Annotated in this window: 3 protein-coding genes and 1 pseudogene; all 4 read right to left on the bottom strand. The window is 68.2% G+C overall.

Features of this window, described 5'->3' with window-relative positions:
- Positions 1-189: hypothetical protein (locus VF794_RS21100; RefSeq protein ID WP_331113158.1), on the bottom strand; the 189-nt coding region annotated here is incomplete at its 3' end.
- Positions 190-311: 122 nt separating this feature from the next.
- Positions 312-2357 (bottom strand): hypothetical protein, encoded by a 2046-nt coding sequence (locus VF794_RS21095; protein ID WP_331113157.1) that lies wholly within the window; start codon positions 2355-2357, stop codon positions 312-314.
- Between the two features lie 57 nt (positions 2358-2414).
- Positions 2415-3338 carry a hypothetical protein gene (locus VF794_RS21090; protein ID WP_331113155.1) on the bottom strand — a complete coding sequence of 308 codons (924 nt, stop codon included), beginning with the start codon at positions 3336-3338 and terminating at the stop codon, positions 2415-2417.
- 37 nt (positions 3339-3375) lie between these two features.
- Positions 3376-3823, bottom strand: a pseudogene (locus VF794_RS21085) (hypothetical protein); the annotation flags it as partial.

Here is a 3823-nt window from a genome sequence, read left to right as displayed (position 1 = left end):
GTGCTGCAACAGATAGTGCCCCGGCGCGCCCCCGGGCACGGGGGCGGGGCCCGAGCGGAACGCGGCGCCCAGGAGCTGGACGGGTCTCTGGGGAGCAGGAGGCTCGGAGGAGCCCGGCTGACTCACCGCCACCCAGGACATGAGGAGGGCACTGGCCGCGGCCAGCGCCCCGAGCACGCGACGAAACACGGGAGACTCCTCTCCGGAGACAACAGGTTGATACCCACACCGACCGGGGGCACCACCACGATGAGTCCGTTACCGCGTTGGCCCGGTGCGAAGCCCCCCTCTCGCCGGACCTGCCCGCGCGCTCAGCGCTCCGAGCCGGTGGCCCGCCGCGCGCGACGCGCCACCAACAACGCCAGGCCCACCAGCCCGAGCGCGCCCACCAGACTGCCGCCCCCCGTGCTGCCGCAGCCCCACCCGAGCGGGGACAGGGGGTCGGGCTGAGGCTGGGGCTCGGGCTGAGGCTGGGGCTCGGGCTGAGGCTCGGGTTGGGGCTGGGGCTCGGGTTGGGGCTCGGACGACGGCAACTTCACCATCTTCGTCACCCGGGTCTCACGACCCACCCCATTGGTCGCGACCACGGTGACGTAGTAGGGCGTCCCCTCCTTCGTCTCGACGTCGGCGATGCGTTCCGTGGTGGTAGCCCCACCGGACTCGAAGGGGTAGACATCACTGCCGCCCTCCGCGGTGCCGATGGCCCATGAGTAAGAGGCGATGAGCGTCTCCGGGTCCGAGAAGTCGCGCGACGGCTCGGGGAATGCCCCCCACTTGGCGCTGATGCTGTTCTTGGTGATCGAGACCTCGACATCGCCCGCCTTCGGAGGCGTGGGGTCCACCTCCAGGCGGAAGACGAGGCCATCCATCAAACCATTCGCGGAGGTGTCGTAGCCACTGTCTCGTCTGCTCAGCGCGTTGGGCGCGTCGGAAAACCCCACGAGGGTGAGCTGTCCATGCGCCCCGGCGGACAATCCCAGCACCCACTCATCCTTGTTGGCGACGCCCCCTACATAGGAAGCCCAGACAATCCGCGTCAGGGACGGATGCACCATGGCCACGAAGCCATCACTGGAAGTGAGATTGTTGGCCTTGAAGGTGCCCTCGAAGGCATTCTCGGCAAGCCCCGTCTGACTCGACGTCCTCCCACCAACGAAGACGTGGCCGAGGGAGTCCACCGCGGCGTGGCTCTGGCCTGGCAGTCCGCTCTCGGCCATCCGCTCATTGCCAGGCCCTCCCACCCGAAGCCCGCCCGTGCGAGTGCCCGTGGTGGCCATCGCAAGGACGAATACGTCAACATCGGTTCCGGAGGATTCCTTCGTGAGGAAGGTCGAGGAGTTGGTGACTCCCACGACGACCATCCCCTGCTTGTCGGGCGTCGCCAGGAGCTCGTGCACCTCGTCGACGTCCTCGCTGCCCGCGCCACCCACGTTGGTAAACCAGCTGAGACCGCCCGTGGTGCTCAGCCTCGCGACAAAGCCATCGCTTGCTCCCTTGTGGAAGTTCTCGATGATGGGCTTGACGGTGGCATCGTTGGCCGCGATGTCGGACCCGACGATGCCGCCCACGTAGACAGCGCCCTCCAGGACCAGCAGCGAGGTCACCGCATCATCCGCGTTGGAGAGATACGAACCCTTGGTCCCGAAGACGCGTACCCACTTCGGAGTCGGACTGTCCGGGTCGGTGACGTCCACCTGGAGGACGAACGCATCGGTGTCGCCGCCCCGCACGCCGCCCGCCAGGGTCCCCGCGAAGGAGGAGGGCTCGGACGTGGTCTTCCCTCCGACGTACACCTTGGTGCCGCTCGGGTCCACGGTCAGCGCGAGGCCCTCATCCGTCCCGGTGCCGCCCAGGAACAGGAGCCAACGCACCTCACCGTTGGGCTTCAACCGCGCCAGGAAGGCATCCGAGGCGCCCGTCCGATACGCATTCTTGAGGGGAACCCCACTGGTGCTGGAGGGCGTGGTGGTGAGGCCAGCGGAGGAGAACTGCTGGATGGTCCCCACCACGTACACTTCCTGCCCCGATGTGTTGGGGACCAACTGGATGTCGATGGAGGTGTCGCTGGCGCTGCCGCCGAACGAACGCGACCAGGCCAGCGACCCGTCCTCGTTGAACTTGGTGACGACGACATCCTTGGATGAGCTGTCCGCTGGCAGACCCGCTCCCGCCGGAAAGTCGGTCGAGGTCGTCTGGCCCGCCACGAAGACCTCTCGCTGGTCGTTCGTCACGACACCATGCAGCTCATCGTCCGAGCTGCCTCCCAGGTACGTATTCCAGGTGACGGAAGGCTTCCAGGACTGCCCAAGTGCCGGAGCCGGCAGTACGGCGAACGCCAGCGGAACCAGGGCGGCCAAGGCGGCCCCACGAAGCATGCGAACGGACACGACGTGCCTTCCCTTCACGGACGTTTCCTACAGCAGGTCATAGCCGAGACCGGCCGAGACCATCACGACGGGAGACCGGTAACGCGCCTCGGTGATGTCGAAGTAGTGGAAGAACTCCAGCCCCCCGTCCACCAGCACGGTGAGCCCGGGGGAGAGCGTCAGCCGGGCGCCCACCACGGGCCCTCCCCCCAGCGCCCAGGACTTCTCGCTGCTGAGATCCAGGGGATCCTTCCTGAGGTTCGTCACGGCGGTTCCGCGCAGGCCCACGCGCGGCTTGAAGGCGCCACCGCCAAAGACCAGGCCCGCCTCCAGCTCGACGCCCTTGCCCACCCCGAGCAGGAACCGCCCGGTCCCCTCCACCGCGCCACTGCCGGCGGTGACGCCCAGCGCGACACCAAAGGGGAACTTCGGACCCTCGATGGCGGCCAGCGCGTCGGTGAAGGCGGTGACCTCCGGCCGCAACCGGAAGGACGGAGCACCCGGCTCCGCGGACTCCTGCACTTCCCCATCCGGACCCGGCTGCTGGCCTGCCTCGGCCTCACGCCTGCGCCGCTCGGCCTCGGCGGCGAGCCGCTCCTGCTCGGCCTCCTGGACCCGGGCCTCATCCCTCAGCCGCTCGGTCTCCACCGTCTTGCGCGCCAGATCCGCCAACGCCACGAAATCGGGGGCGAAGCGCCTCGGATCCACACGCTGCTCGGGGTAGTGCCGCGCGAGCAACTCGAGCTGCTCGCGGGCATCATCCATCCTGCCGAGCGCATACATCGACGCGGCGGCGTAGATGCGCGCGCGGGCTCGCTCCTTGTCGGACCGGGCGGGGTTGTCCGCCTCCTCCTCCAGCACGGGGGCCGCCTTCGCGAAATCACCCCGCGCATAGAGGTCGATGCCCCGGATGTCCGCCCACGCGGCCATCGGAACGAGCAGGAGAGTCACGAAGAAGGAACGAAGGAGCATGGGGAAAGCGGTTCCTGGGCGGGAGGACGACTCCAGACTAGTCACAATTGACCGGCACCTCTGTCACGGCTCCCGCGCGGATCCTGATTCTCTGCACGCGGTTCTTGAAGGGGATATCAGAATTCCCACGCAATTCGAGCGTGTGAGGCCCGGCTTGCAGTGCGATGGGAGCCAGGGGCAACCCCCCCTTGGGCTGCTTGTCCACCCACACCTCGGCATAGCAGATCGACACGATCTGGAGGCGACCCATCCCCGCCCCAACGGGAGAACGAGACTTGTCGCCGGAAGTCGCACCCTTTTGTTGCGGCACTTTCTGCGGCTCGGGCTCCGGGTCGGGCTTCGGGCGTGTCGTGGGCTCGACCACGGGCGGCGCGGGCGTCTCTTCCGGATTCTTGGAATCCGGCACGGGGTCAACGGCCCGCGGGGGGTCCGTGTCCACCAGGGGGTCCGGCCTCGGAATCGGCTTGGGGCGGGTGTCGGGGAGC

The sequence above is a fragment of the Archangium sp. genome (assembly GCF_036389735.1).
In the GTDB taxonomy this organism is placed as follows: Bacteria; Myxococcota; Myxococcia; order Myxococcales; family Myxococcaceae; genus Archangium.
The sequence above is the reverse complement of the archived record's forward strand: the minus strand, read 5'-3'. Positions and strand labels throughout refer to the sequence as shown.

Coding starts and splice junctions, on each gene's coding strand:
- VF794_RS21090 (WP_331113155.1), bottom strand. CDS start 3,338: ATGCTCCTTCGTTCCTTCTTCGTGACTCTCCTGCTCGTTCCGATGGCC.